Raw genomic sequence first — 18151 nt, 5'->3', positions numbered from 1 at the left:
CCATGGCCAAAGTCGTGATGTATTGCACCGCCTTCTGTTCCTATTGCGGGGCCGCCGAGCGCCTGCTCAAAAGCCGCGGCGCGACTGAAATCGAGAAGATCCGCATCGACCTCGACCCGGCCCGGCTGGATGAAATGATCGCCCGCTCCGGCGGCCGCCGCACCGTGCCGCAGGTGTTCATCGGCGACACCCACGTCGGCGGCTTCGACGACACCTCGGCGCTGGACGCGGCGGGCGAACTGGCGCCCCTGCTCGCCCGTGCCTGACGCGCACGCTTGAGTTTCCGGCGCACGCCCCCACCTTGAAGCGAAGACCCCTCGCTTCAAGGAATCCCGATGGAACTCGCCTGCCCCCACTGCCTTGCCGTCAACCGCGTGCCGGACGACCGCTTGGCCGACTCCCCGAAATGCGGCCAATGCGGCGCGCCGCTGCTGCCCGGCAAGCCGGTCGACCTGACCGCCGCCAGTTTCGACCGTTTCATTTCCCGCGCCGGCCTGCCGGTATTGGTCGATTTCTGGGCCGACTGGTGCGGCCCCTGCAAAATGATGGCGCCGGTATTCCAGCAAGTCGCGGCCGAGATGGGCACACGCGTGCGCTTTGCCAAGGTCGACACCGAGGCCCACCCGCAGGTGTCGATGCGCCACCACATCCGCGGCATTCCCAGCCTGATCCTGTTCAGGAACGGACAGGAGGCGGCGCGCACCTCGGGCGCGATGGACGCATTCGCACTGAAACACTGGCTGGCGTCACAAGGCATTCATTAATCGCTGCGGGCATATCAGTGTTCGCCCCCTCTCCCGCAAGCGGGAGATAACCAGCGACTTGCGGGCTTGGTCGATCGGTTAGTGGCTTCACAGGGTTGGGGAGAGGGAACGAAGCCCGTGTAAAATGCGATGCTTGCCCCCGGAGCGCAGGCTCCGGTTTTCTTATCCAGGGAGACCTCATGGCCGACGAACAACAACCCGTATTCAATATCGAAAAGCTCTTCGTCAAGGATCTGTCGGTGGAAGTACCCAACGCCCCCGCCATTTACCTGGAACGCGAAGCGCCGCAGATCGACGTCAACATGTCGACCGAAAGCCATGCGCTGGGCGAAGACCTGTACCACACCGGTATCACCGTCACCGTCACCGCCAAGATCGGCGACAAGACCATGTTCCTGGTCGAATGCTGCCAGGGCGGCATCTTCCGCATCCAGAATGTGCCGCAGGATCAGCTGCCGATGGTGCTCGGCATCGGCTGTCCCAACATCGTCTTCCCCTATCTGCGCGAGACCGTGTCCGACGTGGTGATCCGCGCCGGCTTCCCGCCGCTGCTGCTGAACCCGGTCAACTTCGAAGCGCTGTACCTGCAGCAACAGCAACCGGCTGCCGCCGCGCAGACGCATTGAAATTGCGACTGCGCCCCTCCGGCTGGCTGCTGGCAACCGGCCTGCTGCTGGCCCTGGCGCACCCCGCCGCGGCACTGGAATACCGCAGCACCGGGCGCGCCGCCCTGCTGTACGACGCGCCTTCGACTGCTGCCGGCAAAATCGCCGTCGCCGGCAGCGGCCTGCCGCTTGAAGTCATCGTCGATACCGAGGCCTGGGCCAAGGTGCGCGACCATAGCGGCCGGCTGGGGTGGATCGAGAAAGCCGCCCTCGGTGGCGCAAGAACCGTCATGGTCAAGGCCGAATCCAGCATCGTCCGGCAGCAGCCGCGCGGCGACGCCGAGATCGTGTTCCGTGCCGCGCGCGGCGTCCTGCTCGAAGCCACCGGCGAAATGGACAGCTACGGCTGGCTGCCGGTGAAACACGCCGACGGCCTCAGCGGCTGGCTGCCGGTGCACGAGGTATGGGGCCGATGAAACTGTCGGTCCTCGGTGCGGGCGCCTGGGGCACTGCGCTGGCGGCCAGTTGGGCACCGCACCACAGCGTCACCCTGTGGGGACGCAACGCGGCCGAACTCGATGCCATGCAGGCGAGCCGCGTCAATGCGCGCTATCTGCCCGGCTGCCCGCTGCCGGACGCGCTGCGCTTCAGCCCGGATTTCAGCGCTGTCGTCGGCAGCGCCGAACTCCTCGTCATCGCCGTCCCCAGCGGCGGCCTGCGCCCCACGCTGAGCGCGCTCGCCCGGCACTCCGGCCTGCCGCCGCTGGTCTGGATCTGCAAGGGATTCGAGCCCGGCAGCCGCAAGCTGCCGCACCAGCTCATCGCCGAACTGCTGCCCGGGCACACGCAAACCGCCGTGCTGTCCGGCCCCAGTTTCGCCCAGGAAGTCGCGCAAGGCCATCCCACCGCGCTGACGCTGGCCGCCGACGACACCGCGCTGGCGCAACGCCTGTCCGCAATGCTGTCCAGCCATTGCCTGCGGCTCTACGCGCACGACGACGTCATCGGCGTCGAAATCGGCGGCGCGTTGAAAAACGTCATGGCGATTGCCGCCGGCATCTGCGACGGCCTGCAGCTCGGCCACAACGCCCGCGCCGCCCTCATCACCCGCGGGCTGGCCGAAATGACCCGGCTCGGCGTCAAACTCGGCGGCCGCTTCGAAACCTTCATGGGGCTGTCCGGCCTCGGCGACCTCATCCTCACCGCCACCGGCGACCTCTCGCGCAACCGCCAGGTCGGCCTGCAGCTCGCGCGCGGCCGGCCACTCGCCGCCATCCTCGCCGAACTCGGCCACGTCGCCGAAGGCGTCACCACCGCACGCGAGGCCGACGCGCTCGCGGCCGAATACGGCGTCGACATGCCGATCACCCACGCCGTCTGCCGGATGCTGTTCGACGGTCTGCCTGCCGCGCAGGCGGTCGATGCCCTGCTGAACCGGGAAATCAAGGCCGAGTTCTGAGGCCCTCGCCGCGCCACACTTGCCCGGCATCCAGCCCCGTTCCCCAACATTCGGCCGCGGTCTTGTCCTAGGCGCAGCTGCCCTGCATCGCCCCCCCCTCCCGCAGATCCGGCATTGACATGCATAGGCGGGATCAAGGCCGGCCATTCACACGCGCATCATGGCAAACCCGAATCCCTTATTTCGATGCTTGCCCGATTGCGCTCATTCGTGCCGCAAGGCGTCGATCGGGTTGAGCCCGGCCGCCCGGCGCGCCGGGAAGAAGCCGAAAATCACGCCGATGGCGGCGGAGAAAAAGAAGGACAGCAGGTTGATGGCGGGGTCGAACAGATAGGGCACGTTCATCAGTCCGGCGAGGAAGATGGAGGCGGCGGTGGCGATCGCGATGCCGATCAGGCCGCCCAGGCTCGACAACACCACCGCCTCGATGAGGAACTGCAGCAGCACTTCTCTTTCCAGGGCGCCGATGGCGAGGCGGATGCCAATCTCGCGGGTGCGCTCGGTGACCGACACCAGCATGATGTTCATGATGCCGATGCCGCCCACCAGCAGGCTGACAGCCGCGACGGCACCAAGCAGCATGGTGAGGATCCGGGTGGTGCTGGTCAGTGTTTCGGCGATCTGCCGGGTGTCCATCACACGGAAATCGTCGTCCTCGTTTTCACCGATGTTGCGGCGCTCGCGCAGCAGCAGGGTGAGCTGCTCCTTGGCCGCGTCGATCGAGGCGCCCTCCTTGACCGAGATACTCAGGCGGCCGATGTCCTGGTTGCCCGCGAGCCGCCGCTGCACGGTGCGAAGCGGCATCACCACCACGTCGTCCTGGTCCGATCCCATGGACGACTGGCCCTTGGCCTTCAGCAGGCCGATCACCTCGCAGGAAAACTGCTTGATGCGGATCTGGCTGCCCACCGGGTTTTGCCGGCCGAACAGCTTGTCGCGCACGGTGTCGCCGATCACGCACACGGCCTTGCCCGACCGCTCCTCGGCTTCGCTGAAGCTGCGGCCGGCAGCGATTTCCCAGTTCCCAACCTCGAAATAGTCATTGCTGCTTCCGGTAACCGCGGTGGTCCAGTTGTTGGCCTGGTACACCGCAGTCGCCGATTTGCTCACCATCGGCGCGACCAGCCTGACGCCGGCGATCTGGTGGCGCACCGCCTCGACATCGGCGCTCTTGAAGGGCGCGCCCGGCACGGCACCGGGGCCGAAGCGCTGGCCCGGCATCACCATCAGCAGGTTGCTGCCCATGCTGGATATCTGGTCCGATACAGATTTCGTCGCGCCGTTGCCGAGCGTGACCATGGTAATGACGGCAGCGACGCCAATGACGATACCGAGGATGGTGAGGAAGGAGCGCATCAGATTGCGCCGGATCGAGCGCAGCGCGAGCTGCAGTGTATTCCACAACATCAGGCGTCTTCCCCGTTGCGGCGGTCGCTGTCGATGCGGCCGTCGACGAAGCGGATGATGCGCTTGGCATGCGCGGCCATGTCGGGTTCGTGGGTGACCATCAGCACGGTGATGCCAAGCTCGCGGTTAAACCCGCTGATCAGGTTCATGATTTCCTGGCTGGTGTGGCTGTCGAGGTTGCCGGTCGGCTCGTCCGCAAGCAGCACGTGAGGACGGGTGACGATGGCGCGGGCGATGGCGACGCGCTGCTGCTGGCCGCCGGAGAGTTCGGCCGGCGTATGGTGCTCCCAGCCATCGAGGCCCACCTGTCCAAGGGCGGCGCGTGCCGCAGCATGACGTTCGGCCGCCGGCTCGCCACGATAGATCAGCGGCAACTCGACGTTCTCCAGCGCGGTGGTGCGCGACAGCAGGTTGAAGCCCTGGAACACGAAGCCCAGGTAGTTGCGCCTGAGCAGCGCGCGTTGGTTGCGCGACAACTGTTCGACCTTCACGCCCTCGAACTCGTAACTGCCGCTGGTGGGGGCGTCGAGGCAGCCAAGGATATTCATCGCGGTCGACTTGCCGGAACCGCTTGGGCCCATGATGGCGACGAAGTCGCCGGTATCGATGACGAGATCGATGCCCTTCAGCGCCTGGAACGCCGCCTGCCCGCTGCCGTAGGTCTTGGTGATGCCGGACAGCCGGATCAGTGCCGCATCGCTCATGGCTGCGCGCCCAGGGCCTCGGTAATCACCTGCATGCCTGCCTTGAGTGCCCCGCCGGTGACCTCGGTCACGCGGCCGTTGGTGGCGTCGGTTTTGACGTCGAGGGCGACCGGCTCGCCGTCCTGCAGCACCCACACACGCTGCGTGCCGCTGGCGTTGGGCGTCGGCTTGGCCTTTCTGGCCTGCCTCGGCATGCGCGGCATCAGGGCGCCCATCACGCTGCTGCCAGATTGCTTCTCGGCGGTATCGGGAGGCGCCGGGGTGAAGCGCAGCGCGGCGTTCGGCACCAGCAGCGCGTTTTCGCGGATGAGCGTGGTGATATCGGCGGTGCCGGTCATGCCGGGCCGCAAGCTGAAGTCATCGTTGTCGACGTCGAGCACGGTGAGATAGGACACGACGCCTTCCGCTTGCCGGGCGCCATAGCCAACCCGCGTGATGACGGCGCTGTATTCGCGCCCGGGCCATGCATCGACGCTGAACGAGGCCTTCTGCCCGGCTTTCACCTGGCCGACGTCAGCCTCGTCGACGTCGACCTGCAGCTCCATCTTGGTCAGGTCTTCGGCCAGCTTGAACAGCACCGGCGCCTGGAACGAGGCCGCCACGGTCTGGCCCGGGTCGACCTGACGCGACAGCACCACGCCATTGATCGGCGAGCGGATGCTTGCCTTGCCGAGGTTGGTCTCGTCCGATTGCAGTGTGGCACGCGCCTGGGTCACGCTGGCACGGGCGCTGGCGACGTTGGCTTCGGCACGCTTCAGATTGGCTTCGGCGCTGTCCATTTCAGTCCGGGACGGCACCTTGCCGCCGGACAGCTGCGACACCTGCTGGTAGCGGGCAAGCGTTGCGCGCGCTTCCGCCACCGTGGCCTGCACCTGCAGCACCTGTGCCTCGGCCGCAGCGAGGCTGGCGCGCGATTTCGTGACCGCATCCTGCAGCCTGGACAGGTCCAGCCGCGCCAGGATCTGGCCCTTTTTCACCTCGTCGTTATCGTCGACGTATACCTTGTCGACGATGCCGGAAAGTTCGCTTCCAACATCCACCGTGTTGGTCGGCTGCAGGTTGCCGGTGGCGGACACCTTGACCACCAGCGTGCCGAGTGTGGCCGCTTCGGTCGTGTAGCGTGGCGCAGCCTTGTCTTCGCCGGAACGCAGCAACAGCCAGGCCGCAACGGCAATCGCCAGCAGTGCGCCAGCCAGCCACAGCCAGCGCCCTGAAAACAGGCCACCGGATGTGGTTGCGAGAAGTTGCTTCAGGGCGGGGCCCTGCTTGGCTTGTGTAGTGTCGGGATCGTTCATGGAGCGTCCTTGTCGGCCGGGCGGGTTTCGGTTTGCGGTGACCAGCCGCCGCCCAGCGCCTTGTACAAACGGATGAGCGCCAGCACGCTGTCGGCGCGGCTGCTGGCGAGGCTGTCCTCGGCGGATAGCACGCTGCGTTCGGTGTCGAGCACCGACTGGAAATCGATCAGGCCAGCACTGTAGCGCTGCTGCGCCATCTGCGCCGCGCTGCGAGCCGATTCGGCGGCATTCGCCAACGCCTCGACGCGCTCGCGGTTGCGGGCAAGCGCGACCAGCGCGTTTTCCACCTCCTGCAACGCGGTGAGAACGGCCTGTTCGTACGTCACCTGCGCCTGCTCACGCACGGCGTCCTGGACGTCCACCTGGGCGCGCCGGCGCCCGGCGTCGAAGATGGGGCCGGTAATCCCTGCAAACAGCGACGACGTGGCGGCGTCGCCGCTGCCGAGCGCGCCGAAGGTCAACGCTTCGAGGCCGATCGAGCCCGAGAGGCTGAAGGACGGATAGCGTGCCGCTTCGGCCACGCCCACGCGCGCGGTTTCTGCCGCCAGCCGGCGCTCGGCCACGCGCACATCAGGGCGCTGGCGCAGGGCGTCGGCCGGGATGCCGACCGCGATCTGCGCCGGCACGGCCGGCAGTTCGCCGGGGGCGGCGAGGCGCGCATGCAGCGTGCCCGGCGGCCTGCCCAGCAAAATGTCGAGGCCATGTTCGGATGCGGCAAGGCTGGTTTCAAGCGCGGGAATCTGCGCCCGGGTCTGTTCGCGGTTGCTGCGCGCCTGCTCCACGTCCTGGCTGCTAACGAGCCCGGCCTGGGCGCGCCAGTCGGTGAGTTGCAGCGTCTCCGACTGGCTTGCCAGATTGTCGCGGGCAATGCCGAGCCGGGTCTGGAAGGCGCGCACCTCGACATAATTGAGGGCCACCTCGGCAGCCAGCGAAACCTGGGTGTCATGCAGGCTGGCCTGCGACGATTGCAAATCGGCCTCGGCCGCCTCGACGCCGCGCCGGATCCCGCCGAAAACGTCCAGCTCCCAGCTCGCATCCAGGCCGGCACTGAACAGATTGCGCGTTGCGCCGCTGCCGCTCTCGGCACTGGACTCGCTGCGGCGCGCAGAAGCGGACCCGGTCACGCTCGGCAAGCGGCCTGCCGCGGCCACCGTGCGGCGCGCGCGCGCCTCGCGCAGTCTGGCTTGCGCGCTGCGCAAATCGGGACTGGCCAGCAGCGCCTGCTCCACCAGTTCGGACAGCAGCGGATCGTTGAGTCCCCGCCACCAGTGGCTCAGATCGCCGGGGGCCGCGGCATGGACAAGCAGCGCGTCGATCCGGTTCCAGTCCGCGGGCACGGCCGACGCCGGCGCCCGGTAATCCGGCCCCACCGCGGCGCAGCCGGCCAGGCCGAGCGCGATCAGGGCAACCAGGCCGCGGGCGGACGGCGGCGCGTTCAGGGGCTGGGGGTCAGGGACGGCAGGCGCGCATCGAAGTGCCGGGAGAGCCATGGCAATGAGTGGAATTCCTTGTGGTTTGCTTGGTGGCTTCACTATCCTGATAGTTCCGGCACCGGGCTCATTTAAACACAAGACAGGCCGGGCCACGATTCGAGGAAGCCACATGCAATTCAAGGATTACTACCAGACCCTGGGCGTGGCGCACGACGCCACTGCGGACGAGATCAAGAAGGCCTTCCGCAAGCTGGCGCGCAAATACCATCCGGACATCTCCAAGGAGCCGGATGCCGAGCTGCGCATGCAGGAAGTCAACGAAGCCTACGCCGTGCTCTCGGACGTGGAGAAGCGCGCCGCCTACGACCAGCTCGGGCGGGGCTACCAGCCCGGCCAGGATTTCCGCCCGCCGCCCGACTGGGACGCCGGCTTCGAGTTTTCCGGCCGCGGTTTTTCGCCTCGCGAAGCCGCCGATTTCAGCGAATTCTTCGCCGAACTGTTCGGCCGCGGCGGCGCGCAGGCGGGTGCCCGCCATGCCCGCGGCGGCGGCCGGGCGCAGGGCGAAGACCATCACGCCAAGCTGCTGCTCGACCTGGAGGACGCCTTCAGCGGTGCCACCCGGCAGATTTCGCTGCGCGTGCCGCAGCTGGACGCCGACGGCCGGGTCGTGCTCGCCACCCGCACCCTCAACGTGAAAATTCCCGCGGGCGTGCATCAGGGCCAGGTCATCCGCCTGGCCGGCCAAGGCGCGCCCGGAGCCGGCGGAGCACCCGCCGGCGACCTGCTGCTGGAAGTGCATTTCAAGCCGCACCCGCGCTTCCGTCCGGACGGGCGCGACCTGCATCGGGTTCTACCGGTGACGCCATGGGAGGCGGCACTGGGCGGGGTGGTTGCGGTGGATCTGCCGCAAGGCAGCGTCAAGGTGCGCATCCCCGCGGGCGCGCAAAGCGGGCGCCAACTGCGCGTGCGCGGCAAGGGCATCCCGGGCGAGCCGCCCGGCGATCTGCTGCTCGACCTGCAGGTGGTGCTGCCGGCAGCCGACACGCCGCAGGCACGGCAACTGTATGAAACCATGGCGCGCGAGCTCGCCTTCGACCCGCGCCAACCGGGGAGAACGTGAACCATGCGTGACGACGACATTCTGATCGGCAGCCTGATGGAGGAATCCTGGCTAACCCTGGAACAGGTGGCCGCCGCCTGCATGGTGGAGCCGACATGGCTGCTGCGCCATCTCGAGGAAGGACTGTTTCCCCATGCCGAGAGCATTGCCGGCACCTGGCGCTTTTCCGGAACGACGCTCGTCCGCGCGCGGCGGATGCGGCAACTGGAGCGCGATTTCGACGCCGCGCCGGAACTGGCGGCGCTGGTGGCCGACCTGCTGGAGGAAATGGACGCGCTGCGGGCGCGGGCCGGCGGCGGCTGAAACCGCCCGCACGCAGCGTTCGCGGCGCTGCGCGCCGGGTGAGTGGTTATCATGGCGGTCTGCGGCCCCGCGTAACGAGCGCGTTCGGCACCTCAAATCGGAGAAAACATGGCTTCACCCCAGGAAAACCTCAGCATGGCGCTGTTCTGCGACTTCGAAAACGTTGCGCTCGGGGTGCGCGACGCAAAATACGAGAAATTCGACATCAAGCCGGTGCTCGAACGCCTGCTGCTCAAGGGCAGCATCGTCGTCAAGAAGGCGTATTGCGACTGGGATCGTTACAAGGCTTTCAAGGCCACGATGCATGAGGCCAATTTCGAGCTGATCGAAATTCCGCATGTCCGCCAGTCGGGCAAGAATTCGGCCGACATCCGCCTGGTGGTCGATGCGCTCGACCTCTGCTATACCAAGTCGCACGTCAACACCTTCGTCATCATCAGCGGCGATTCCGATTTCTCGCCGCTGGTATCCAAGCTGCGCGAGAACGACAAGAAGGTCATCGGCGTCGGGATCAAGCAATCGACCTCCGACCTGCTGATCGCCAATTGCGACGAATTCATTTTTTACGACGACCTGGTGCGCGAGCGCCAGCGCGCAGCGGCCCAACGCGAGACGCGGAAAACGCCGCCTGCGGCCAAGCGTTCGCCCGAGGAAGAAAAACAGCGCAAGAAAGAGCTGGAAGCCCGCAAGAGCGAGGCGATCGACATGGCGGTGGAGACGTTCGATGCGCTGCTGGCCGAACGCGGCGACAGCGGAAAAATCTGGGCTTCCGTGCTGAAAGAGGCGATCAAGCGGCGCAAGCCCGATTTCAGCGAGTCCTACTACGGCTTCCGCGCCTTCGGCAATCTGCTCGAGGAGGCGCAGGCACGCGGCCTGCTCGAATTCGGCCGCGACGAGAAATCGGGCACCTACGTCTATCGCAGCGGCAGCGGCGCGCCGCTTGAGGAGGCGCCGGCCGGGCAGGCCGCGGAAGCGATCGCAGCCGCGGCGCCGGGCAGCCCGAACGAGCCGCGCCGCCAGGGACGCGGCGGCCGCAAGCCAGCGGCGAAGACGGCGGAGGTGGCCTTGCCGCAGTCGGCCACGGCGGCGCCGGAAACGCCGGCGGCGGCCGAGCCGTCAACGCAAAAAACGGCGGCGAAAGCGGCCTCCCCTTCACGCGAGCCGCCGGCGCGCAGCCGCCGCCGCAAGCCGACGCTCAAGCCCGACAACGCTTGAGCGGTTTCGCGCGCAGCCGCTCAACCCGTCCGCCGGAGCAGGGATGCCGCGACGCCCATTCCGGCCCGGCCGTTTACGCGCCTCCCGCAAAGCCGTTTTGCCGCCAGGCCTCGAACACGACCACGCTGACGGCATTGGACAGGTTCATGCTGCGCGAACCCGGACGCATCGGCAAGCGCAGACGCTGCCCGGGATCGAACTGCGCCAGGAGTTCCGCTGGCAGGCCGCGCGATTCCGGGCCGAACAGCAGCACGTCGCCGGCCTGAAAAACGATATCGGCATAGCGCGCGCACCCCTTGGTGGTAAGCGCAAACCAGCGCCGCGCCGGCAACGCCGCCTGCACCGCCGGCCAGTCCTGGTGTACGGTCACGCAGGCCATATCGTGATAATCCAGTCCGGCGCGTGCCACCTGCTTGTCGGACAGGTCGAATCCCAGCGGCTCGACCAAGTGCAGGCGGCAGCCGGTATTGGCTGCCAGACGGATCAGATTGCCGGTGTTGGGCGGGATCTCGGGTTGAAACAAAACGATGTCAAACATCCGGCATGACCTAAAATAAAGGCTTCTTCGAAAGCCCTATTCTATGGTTCCTTACCTCACCACCGCACTGACCGGGCCGCTGCTGGAGCTGGAAAAGCGCCTGCTCGACGCCCAGCCGACGATCGAGCACTGGTTCCGCCAGCAATGGAAGGAACAGGCCGCGCCGTTTTACACGTCGGTCGACATCCGCAACGCAGGCTTCAAACTGGCGCCGGTCGACACCAATCTGTTTCCCGGCGGCTTCAACAATCTCAACCCGGAGTTCATGTCGCTGTCGATCCACGCAGCGATGGGCGCGGTGGAAAAAATTTGCCCCGATGCGCAGCGCCTGCTGCTGATCCCCGAGAACCACACGCGCAACACCTTCTATCTGCAGAACGTTGCGGTGCTCGCCCACATCCTGCGCCAGACCGGACTGATCGTGCGTATCGGCACGCTGATTCCCGAGATCACCCAGCCGACCACACTGGAGCTGCCCGCCGGCGGACGCCTCACGCTGGAACCGCTGGTGCGTAAAGGCGACCGCGTCGGGCTGGAAGGCTTCGATCCCTGCGCGGTGCTGCTCAACAACGATTTGTCGGCGGGCGTACCGGATATCCTGCAAGGCATCGAGCAGACCATCATGCCGCCGCTGCATGCGGGCTGGGCGACGCGCCGCAAGTCGCGGCACTTCACCGCATACCAGAACGTCGCCATCGAATTCGCACGGCTGGTGGGAATCGATCCCTGGCTGATCGACCCCTATTTCAATCAGTGCGGCAAGATCGATTTCCATGCGCGCCAGGGCGAAGTCTGCCTGGCCGAAAAAGTCGCCGACATGCTCGACAAGATCCGCCTCAAATACGACGAATACCACATCGACCAGGCGCCCTTCGTCATCGTCAAGGCCGACGCCGGTACCTACGGCATGGGCATCATGACAGTGAAATCGCCGGACGACGTGCGCGAACTCAATCGCAAGCAGCGCAACAAGATGGCCGTCGGCAAGGAAGGGCTCGAAGTCAGCGAAGTACTGATCCAGGAAGGCGTCTACACCTTCGAAAGCATCAACGACGCCGTTGCCGAGCCGGTGGTCTACATGCTCGACCACTTCGTCGTCGGCGGCTTCTACCGTGTGCACACCGGCCGCGGCGCGGACGAAAATCTCAACAGCCCCGGCATGCACTTCGTGCCGCTGGCGTTCGACAACACCTGCCTGATGCCCGATCGCAGCGCCAATCCCGACGCCAGCCCCAACCGCTTCTATGCCTACGGCGTGATCGCACGGCTGGCGATGCTGGCGGCTTCGATCGAGCTCGACGAAGCGCTGAACGAGACCGAAAACGCGGCTGCCGCATGAAGCTGCTGTTCGTCGTCGATCCGCTGACGGGCCTCAAACCCTACAAAGACAGCTCGGTGGCGATGATGCGCGCAGCGGCGGCGCGCGGCCATGCCGTGTGTGCCGCCGAGGCGCGCCAGCTGCGGGTGGCGGACGGCATCGCCGGCGCCGCCTGCAGCACGCTCGACGTGCGCCGCGACGACGACTGGTTTCGCATCGCGCATGCCGACACGCGGGCGCTCACCGATTTCGACGCCGTGCTGATGCGCAGCGACCCGCCGGTCGACACGAATTACCTGCTCGCCACCCAACTGCTCGGCGTCGCCGAGCACAACGGTGCACGGATACTCAACCGCCCGGCGGCGCTGCGCGACTTCAATGAAAAACTCGCGATCCTGAATTTTCCGCAATTCGTCGCGCCCACCCTCGTCAGCGCCAGCGCGGCCGACATCGGCACGTTTCTCTCCAGTCACGGCGACATCATCGTCAAACCGCTCACCGAAATGGGCGGCAGCGGGATTTTCCGGCTGACGCTGGCCGATCCCAACCGCAACGCCATCGTCGAGACGCTCACCCAACGCGGCCAGCGGCCGGTCATGGCGCAGCGCTATCTGCCCGCAATCAGCGAGGGCGACAAGCGCATCCTGCTGATCGACGGCGAGGTGGTGCCGTGGGCGCTGGCGCGCATTCCCCTGCCCGGCGAAACGCGCGGCAACCTCGCCGCCGGCGGCACCGCGCGCGCGCAGCCGCTGTCCGCGCGCGACCGCGAAATCGCCGAAACCGTCGCGCCGTGGGCGCAGGCGAACGGCATCTTCCTCGCCGGGCTCGACGTGATCGGCGACTGCCTCACCGAAATCAACGTCACCAGCCCCACCGGCTTTCAGGAAATCGCCGCCCAGACCGGGCACGATGTGGCAGCACAGTTCATCGCCGCACTCGAGCGCAGATGAACGCCGCGCGCCACGGCCTGTGGCTTCTGCTGCTATGGGCGCTGGCGGCGTGCAGCCCGCCGCCGCTGGTCCAGCAGCAATCCTACGTATTCGGTACCCTGGTCGAAGTCAGCGTCTACGGCGCGCCGGAGGCGCAGGCCCGGCAGGCGATCGCCGCGGTGCTGGCGCGCTTCGACGAACTCCACCGCCAGCTGCACGCCTGGCAGCCGAGCGAATTGTCGCGGCTCAACGCCGCGCTGGCCAAAGGAGAACGCGTTCCGGTCAGCCCCGAACTCGCGGCCATGCTGGGCGATGCGCAGGCCTTGTCGAACCAGTCGAACGACCTGTTCAACCCTGCCATCGGCGGGCTGATCGCACTGTGGGGCTTTCACGCCGACGCGCCGCAGGCGCGGGTGCCGGATGCCGCCGCGATTCGGCACTGGGTAAGCAGGCAGCCGCGCATGCGCGATCTGCATTTCGAAAACAACACCGTCTGGAGCGACAATCCGGCAGTGCAGCTGGATCTGGGCGGCTACGCCAAGGGGCGCGCGCTGGACGACGCGGTGCGCATCCTGAAAGCGCACGGCATCGAGAACGCGCTGGTGAACATCGGCGGCAACGTGATCGCGCTGGGCATGCACGGCGAGCGGCCATGGCGCGTGGGCGTCCAGCATCCGCGCAAGTCCGGCACGCTGGCCGTGCTGGACTTGCGCGACGGCGAGGCGGTCGGCACCTCGGGCGACTACCAGCGCTATTTCGAGGCGGGCGGACGCCGCTACAGCCATCTGATCGACCCGCGCAGCGGCAGCCCGGCACGCGGAATGCAGTCGGTGACGGTGCTGGTGGCGGGCAAGCGGGCCGGAACCCGCTCGGATGCCCTGTCCAAGCCGCTGTTCATCGACGGCGCAGCGCGGCTGGCGGACAACGCGTCCCGGCTGGGGGTGAGCGACTACCTGGCAGTGGATGCCGCCGGCCAGGTCCATGTCTCGCCTGCAATGAAGGCCCGGCTTCGTTAGAATGCAGGTTTTACCCCTTACCCCCTACTTGCAATGATAGGCATCCTCATCGTCGCCCACGGCTCGCTCGCCGACAGCCTGGTCGAGTGCGCCACCCATGTGCTGGGACAACGCCCGCGCGGGCTCGCCACGCTCGACTTCATCGGCCATGCCGACCCCGACGAGCGGCAGAAGGCCATCCAGACGCGGCTAGCCGAACTCGACGAAGGCGACGGCATCCTGGTGCTGACCGACGTCTACGGCGCCACCCCCAGCAACACACTGTGCCGGTTGCTCGAACCTGCACACATCGAAGGCGTTTCCGGCGTCAACCTGCCGATGCTGCTGAAAGCGCTGAACTACCGCGACATGCTGGCACTGCCGCAGCTCGTCGAACGCATCGTCGAAGGCGGGCGCAACAGCATCAACCATATTTCCGAGGCCATGTGCCATGCAGCAACGGGACGTTGAGATCGTCAACAAGCTGGGGCTGCACGCGCGCCCGTCGGCCAAACTGACCCAGCTTGCTTCCAGCTTCAAGAGCAATGTATTCATGGCGCGCAACGGCCGCCGCATCAACGCCAAAAGCATCATGGGGGTGATGATGCTGGCTGCCGCCAAGGGCAGCACCATCACCCTGGAAACCGAGGGCGACGACGAAACGGATGCCATCGAAGCGCTGGCCGAGCTGATTTCCAGCGGCTTCGGGGAGGATCTATCCTGAAAACCACAGTCGACCGCTCGCCGTTGCCGGTCTCTGCCCGGGTACAGCGTCGGATGCATCCAGCCGGAGCTGCCAGACCATGAGCTTCTCGCTGCACGGCATCGGCGTCTCCGGCGGCATCGCCATCGGCTATGCGCATCTCACTTCCAACGCGCGCGTCGAAGTGCCGCAGTACATGCTCGACCGCAAATACATCAAGGACGAGCTGGCGCGCTTCGACGAGGCCATCCTCGCCACCCGCACCGAACTCGAAACCCTGCGCAATCACATTCCGGCCAATGCTCCGGCAGAACTCTCGGCGTTTCTCGACATGCACCTGATGTTCCTCGGCGATTCGATGATCGCCGAGGCGCCCAAGCGCCTGATCCGCGAAACCCAGTGCAACGCCGAATGGGCGCTGGCGCAGCAGATGGAAGCGCTGGTGGCGCGCTTCGAGGAAATCGACGACGCCTATCTGAGGAGCCGCCAGGAAGACGTGGTGCAGGTCGTGCAGCGCGTCTTGAAGGCGCTGACCGGCCACCCCAGCCACCTGCCGCTGGATGTCGATTTCGACAGCGAGCGCATCCTGGTCGCGCACGAACTGTCGCCCGCCGACATGATCGTGTTCAAGAACGTGCACTTCGCCGCCTTCATCACCGACCTCGGCGGCGCCACCTCGCACACCGCGATTCTGGCGCGCAGCATGGCGATGCCTTCGGTGATGGCGCTGCACAACGCGCGCGGCCTGATCCGCGACCACGATCTGCTGATCGTCGACGGCCGCGACGGCGTGGTGATCGTCAATCCCGACGAGTCGGTGCTGGCCGAATACCGGCTGCGGCAGAACCAGTGGCGCATCGACACCGACAAGCTGAAGCGCCTGAAGACCAGCAAATCGTCCACGCTGGACGGCGTGCCGATCGAGCTGATGGCCAACATCGAATTGCTGGACGACGTCGATGCGGTGAAAGCGGCGGGGGCGCACGGCATCGGCCTGTTCCGCAGCGAATTCCTCTTTCTCAACCGCAGCGACCTGCCGACCGAGGACGAACAGTACGCCTCCTACAGGGCGGTGGCCGAGGCGCTGGACGGCAAGCCGGTCACCATCCGCACGCTCGATCTGGGGGCGGACAAGCAGGCGCCGTGGGGCCACACCGTGGCCGACAACCCGGCCCTGGGCCTGCGCGCAATCCGCCTGTGCCTGGCCGAGCCCGGACTCTTCCACACCCAGCTGCGTGCGATTCTGCGTGCCTCCCGCCATGGCCGGGTGCGCATGCTCATCCCCATGCTGGCGAACTTCGTCGAACTGCAGCAAACCCTGCAGCGGGTCGAGGCCGCCAAGGCATCGCTGCGCAAGGACGGCCTGAAATTCGACGAGGGCATCCTCATCGGCGGCATGATCGAAGTACCGGCCGCCGCCCTCACGGCCGGCTTTTTCGCCGAACAGCTGGACTTCCTGTCGATCGGCACCAACGACCTGATCCAGTACACGCTGGCGATCGACCGCGCCGACGACAGCGTCGCGCATCTCTACGACCCGCTGCATCCGGCGGTGCTCAATCTCATTCAGCACACCATCCGCGCCGGCGCCAAGGCCGGCAAGCCGGTTTCCGTTTGCGGCGAGATGGCGGGCGACCCGCTGTTGACGCGGCTGCTGCTGGGGCTGGGACTGCGGATCTTTTCGATGCACCCGGCCAGTCTGTTGCAGGTGAAACAGCAGGTGCTGAAAGCGCAGGTGGGCGAGATCACTCCCGTCGCGCTGAAGCTGCTGAAGAACACCGATCCCGGCAGGACGACGCTGTTACTGGACCGCCTGAACGGCTGACAAGCACCTGGCCGCCTAAGCGACGAGCTGTGCGGCTATGCGCACCAGTTCCGCCTTCTCGTTGCGCAGATTGCCGATCTCGTCCTTGATCTGCGCCATGCGGCCGTGCAGCGTACCCATGTTTTCGAGAATGCGCTGCAGGCTGGCCAGCCGCGTGTCGAGGTACTGCTTGTGCTCACGGATGCGCGTCATGATGGGGTCGAGCGCGATGCGCAGCCAGCGCTCGGCTTCCGCCCGCGCCAGTTTGAAGGCGCTGCGCGCCTCCTCGGCCAGCCCGGCATAAAAACGCCGGATCATGAAGCGTTTTTCCAGCATCAGGTTGGCGGGATCCGTGCAGAAGGCTTCGGTTTCGCGCACCAGGGTTTCCAGCCGGTTGCGGTAGGCGCCCAGGTCCAGCCGCGGCACCTGCATTTTCGGCAGCCGGTGCCGGCGGTGAAACCGCATGTAGGCCTGATCGAGCGCATCCAGCATGTTGTCGGCCAGCTGGGTCGCCTGCTGGAAGCGTGCGCTCATCTGCTCGCTCAGCTGGCGGATGCCGCCGGTCAGCCCGCGCGTCGTCCAGCTGCCTTCCATCGTCTCGCGCGCAGCCTTCAGGATCGCGTCCAGCGCATCTTCCGACACGTTCGACAACAGGTGCGCGCCCTGGCTCTCCAGCATTTTCCGGGTCGCGCGGAACTGTTCGGCGGTGGCGTCGTAACTGTCTTTCTCCTGCTGCAGGCTGGCGCGCGTCTGTTCGATCAGTTCGCGGTTCTTGCCCGACAGCTGGGTCAGCTGGATCAGCTCGTCGCTGCTGTGCTTGAGCCGCGCGGCCAGATCCACCCGGCTCTCGTCGAGCAGGGCGGCCACCTCGCGGCTGACCGCGTGATAAAGCATGTCGCGCCGCGCCGGGATCACCTGGTGCGCCAGCAGGTATTCCAGCGACTCGATGCCGGAACGCACGCGCAGGGCCGCATCTCCCCGAATCGTGGCTGCCAGCGCTTTCTGCGCCGACACCGCGAACACCCGGCTGCGCGGCAGCTTCAGCACGCGCGCGGTTTCCTCGGCCTGCCGCTCGATGCTGGCCTGCACCTCGGAATCGCTCTTGAGCTCGTCCCACAGCATGTCGATCTTGTTCAGTACCGCCACGTGGTAATTGGCATGGCGATGCACGTGCTTCTGCCAGATTTCCAGATCCGAGCGCGTCACGCCGGTGTCCGTACCGAGCAGAAAAACGACCGCGTGCGCGCTGGGGATCACCGAGAGCGTCAACTCGGGTTCGATGCCGAGCGCGTTGAGGCCGGGCGTGTCGAGGATGGTGAGCCCCGCCTGCAGCAGCGGATGCGGGTAGTTGACCATGGCGTAGCGCCAGGCAGGCACCTCGACCGTGCCATCGGGGCGCAGCGCGTGGCGCACGTTGTCGTCCTCGCCCTGCCACAGGCCGAGCTCGATGGCCTCGACCGCCGGCATCGGCCGCGTCTCGGTGAGCTTCTTCAGGCTTTCCTGCAACTGGCGCGGGTCGTCCGGATCGAGTGACACGCGGCACCATTCGACCGGCATGC

Annotated in this window: 20 protein-coding genes; 14 read left to right on the top strand and 6 right to left on the bottom strand. The window is 66.6% G+C overall.

The genetic code is table 11. From position 1 onward, the window contains the following. Positions 1-2: 2 nt before the first annotated feature. The 5 genes from grxC to Q0L94_RS06610 all read left to right on the top strand — a co-directional run bounded on the left by grxC (position 3) and on the right by Q0L94_RS06610 (position 2828). Positions 3-266, top strand: a complete 264-nt coding sequence (grxC, locus tag Q0L94_RS06630; RefSeq protein ID WP_296751520.1) for a glutaredoxin 3 — start codon at positions 3-5, stop codon at positions 264-266. A gap of 69 nt (positions 267-335) precedes the next feature. Beyond that, the gene (trxC, locus tag Q0L94_RS06625) at positions 336-764 is read left to right on the top strand and encodes a thioredoxin TrxC (RefSeq protein ID WP_296751518.1); all 429 of its coding nucleotides are present in this window, start codon (positions 336-338) and stop codon (positions 762-764) included. A gap of 179 nt (positions 765-943) precedes the next feature. Then, positions 944-1390, top strand: coding sequence for a protein-export chaperone SecB (gene secB, locus Q0L94_RS06620; protein ID WP_296751516.1), 447 nt, complete (start codon positions 944-946; stop codon positions 1388-1390). Further along, on the top strand, positions 1387-1845 hold the full coding sequence (locus Q0L94_RS06615) for an SH3 domain-containing protein (protein WP_296751514.1): 459 nt from the start codon (positions 1387-1389) through the stop codon (positions 1843-1845). The genes secB and Q0L94_RS06615 overlap by 4 nt, the downstream gene beginning before the upstream one ends. Beyond that, positions 1842-2828, top strand: a complete 987-nt coding sequence (locus tag Q0L94_RS06610) for an NAD(P)H-dependent glycerol-3-phosphate dehydrogenase (protein WP_296751511.1) — start codon at positions 1842-1844, stop codon at positions 2826-2828. Before Q0L94_RS06615 ends, Q0L94_RS06610 begins: the two co-directional genes overlap by 4 nt. A 204-nt stretch (positions 2829-3032) precedes the next feature. Here the strand turns inward: Q0L94_RS06610 and Q0L94_RS06605 are convergent, their stop codons facing one another. From Q0L94_RS06605 to Q0L94_RS06590, 4 genes are read right to left on the bottom strand one after another with little or no spacing between them, the layout of a single operon-like run. Next, positions 3033-4235 (bottom strand): ABC transporter permease, encoded by a 1203-nt coding sequence (locus Q0L94_RS06605; RefSeq protein WP_296751509.1) that lies wholly within the window; start codon positions 4233-4235, stop codon positions 3033-3035. After that, positions 4235-4939 carry an ABC transporter ATP-binding protein gene (locus Q0L94_RS06600; protein WP_296751506.1) on the bottom strand — a complete coding sequence of 235 codons (705 nt, stop codon included), beginning with the start codon at positions 4937-4939 and terminating at the stop codon, positions 4235-4237. Before Q0L94_RS06600 ends, Q0L94_RS06605 begins: the two co-directional genes overlap by 1 nt. Beyond that, the gene (locus tag Q0L94_RS06595; protein ID WP_296751503.1) at positions 4936-6234 is read right to left on the bottom strand and encodes an efflux RND transporter periplasmic adaptor subunit; all 1299 of its coding nucleotides are present in this window, start codon (positions 6232-6234) and stop codon (positions 4936-4938) included. Before Q0L94_RS06595 ends, Q0L94_RS06600 begins: the two co-directional genes overlap by 4 nt. Then, a complete protein-coding gene (locus tag Q0L94_RS06590; RefSeq protein WP_296751501.1) occupies positions 6231-7724 on the bottom strand; it encodes an efflux transporter outer membrane subunit in 1494 nt (497 codons plus the stop codon). Before Q0L94_RS06590 ends, Q0L94_RS06595 begins: the two co-directional genes overlap by 4 nt. Before the next feature lie 112 nt (positions 7725-7836). Here Q0L94_RS06590 and Q0L94_RS06585 point away from each other — a divergent pair, with 112 nt between their 5' ends. The 3 genes from Q0L94_RS06585 (at position 7837) to Q0L94_RS06575 (ending at position 10305) form a co-directional block, all read left to right on the top strand. Beyond that, a complete protein-coding gene (locus tag Q0L94_RS06585; protein WP_296751499.1) occupies positions 7837-8787 on the top strand; it encodes a DnaJ C-terminal domain-containing protein in 951 nt (316 codons plus the stop codon). 3 nt (positions 8788-8790) lie between these two features. Beyond that, positions 8791-9090, top strand: coding sequence for a chaperone modulator CbpM (locus Q0L94_RS06580; protein WP_296751497.1), 300 nt, complete (start codon positions 8791-8793; stop codon positions 9088-9090). A 108-nt stretch (positions 9091-9198) separates the two neighbouring features. After that, positions 9199-10305 carry an NYN domain-containing protein gene (locus Q0L94_RS06575; RefSeq protein WP_296751495.1) on the top strand — a complete coding sequence of 369 codons (1107 nt, stop codon included), beginning with the start codon at positions 9199-9201 and terminating at the stop codon, positions 10303-10305. Between the two features lie 73 nt (positions 10306-10378). Here Q0L94_RS06575 and Q0L94_RS06570 read toward each other — a convergent pair whose 3' ends face one another. Further along, the gene (locus Q0L94_RS06570; RefSeq protein WP_296751493.1) at positions 10379-10843 is read right to left on the bottom strand and encodes a tRNA (cytidine(34)-2'-O)-methyltransferase; all 465 of its coding nucleotides are present in this window, start codon (positions 10841-10843) and stop codon (positions 10379-10381) included. 43 nt (positions 10844-10886) lie between these two features. Between Q0L94_RS06570 and gshA the strand changes: the two genes are divergently transcribed. The 6 genes from gshA to ptsP all read left to right on the top strand — a co-directional run bounded on the left by gshA (position 10887) and on the right by ptsP (position 16613). Beyond that, positions 10887-12182 (top strand): glutamate--cysteine ligase, encoded by a 1296-nt coding sequence (gshA, locus tag Q0L94_RS06565; protein ID WP_296751491.1) that lies wholly within the window; start codon positions 10887-10889, stop codon positions 12180-12182. Beyond that, positions 12179-13111, top strand: coding sequence for a glutathione synthase (gene gshB / locus Q0L94_RS06560; RefSeq protein WP_296751488.1), 933 nt, complete (start codon positions 12179-12181; stop codon positions 13109-13111). Before gshA ends, gshB begins: the two co-directional genes overlap by 4 nt. Continuing rightward, positions 13108-14106, top strand: coding sequence for an FAD:protein FMN transferase (locus Q0L94_RS06555; RefSeq protein ID WP_296751485.1), 999 nt, complete (start codon positions 13108-13110; stop codon positions 14104-14106). The genes gshB and Q0L94_RS06555 overlap by 4 nt, the downstream gene beginning before the upstream one ends. Positions 14107-14139: 33 nt before the next feature. Further along, entirely contained in the window at positions 14140-14556 is a 417-nt protein-coding gene (locus tag Q0L94_RS06550) for a PTS sugar transporter subunit IIA (RefSeq protein WP_296751483.1), read from the top strand. Then, positions 14537-14809, top strand: a complete 273-nt coding sequence (locus tag Q0L94_RS06545) for an HPr family phosphocarrier protein (RefSeq protein ID WP_296639781.1) — start codon at positions 14537-14539, stop codon at positions 14807-14809. Before Q0L94_RS06550 ends, Q0L94_RS06545 begins: the two co-directional genes overlap by 20 nt. Positions 14810-14888: 79 nt before the next feature. Continuing rightward, positions 14889-16613, top strand: coding sequence for a phosphoenolpyruvate--protein phosphotransferase (ptsP, locus tag Q0L94_RS06540; protein ID WP_296751480.1), 1725 nt, complete (start codon positions 14889-14891; stop codon positions 16611-16613). 15 nt (positions 16614-16628) lie between these two features. Here the strand turns inward: ptsP and Q0L94_RS06535 are convergent. Beyond that, the coding region (locus Q0L94_RS06535) for a dynamin family protein (RefSeq protein WP_296751477.1) at positions 16629-18151 on the bottom strand (1523 nt) is incomplete at its 5' end.

It is taken from the genome of Thiobacillus sp., assembly GCF_024708915.1.
This window is presented reverse-complemented; position numbering and strand designations above follow the sequence as displayed.